The organism is Caballeronia ptereochthonis (genome assembly GCF_001545075.1).
GTDB lineage: Bacteria > Pseudomonadota > Gammaproteobacteria > Burkholderiales > Burkholderiaceae > Caballeronia > Caballeronia ptereochthonis.
In genome coordinates, this window is record NZ_FCOB02000111.1 from 1 (window position 1) to 733 (window position 733).

The 733-nt window shown below is 55.5% G+C and carries 1 protein-coding gene; it reads right to left on the reverse strand.

The annotated features are described in order from the left end of the window. Positions 1–666: IS5 family transposase (locus AWB83_RS35690; RefSeq protein ID WP_087050273.1), on the reverse strand; the 666-nt coding region annotated here is incomplete at its 3' end. Between the last annotated feature and the right edge of the window lie 67 nt (positions 667–733).

Below are 733 nucleotides of genomic sequence, written 5' to 3' on the forward strand. Positions count from 1 at the left end.
GCCCTGGTATCCGGCGTCAGCGTAAACATCCGTTTCTTCACCGTGCAACAGTGCAAGGGCCGCATTGATGTCGTGCTCGTTAGCCGCCGTGCCGATGACCGTGTGAACGAGGCCTGATTCTGCGTCCACGCCTATATGCGCCTTCATGCTGAAGTACCAATTCCTGCCTTTCTGGGTCGACTGCATTTCCGGGTCACGTGTGCCCGAGCCGTTCTTGGTCGAACTGGGCGCTGCGATCAACGTAGCATCGACAGCCGAACCCGCCTTAAGCATCAATCCCTTTTCGTTCAATATTTCATTGACGGCCGCAAGAATCTGCGCAGCGATGCCATGCGCTTCGAGCAGGTGCCGAAACCGCAAGATAGTCGTTTCGTCCGGAAGACGGGTCATCCCTCCATCGAGGCCTGCGAATTCTCGATACAGCGGGACATCATAGAGGGCTTCTTCCATCGCGGGATCCGACAGACCGAACCATTGTTGGAGGAAGTGAATTTGCAACATCGTCGACACCGGAAATGGCGGGCGACCGGTCTTCCCCTTCGGATAATGCGGCTCGATCAATGCAATCAGCCTTGACCATGGCACCACTCGTCTCATCTCGTCCAGAAACTCCCGCTTACGCGTGCGCTTGGTTGACAGGTCCAAGCCGAGATGAAGTTGCGTCATCGTGATGCCTCCAGGTCGTTCGTTTTCTAATAGTACCGCTTACCGTCACTATAAGCAGGTGTTTTGC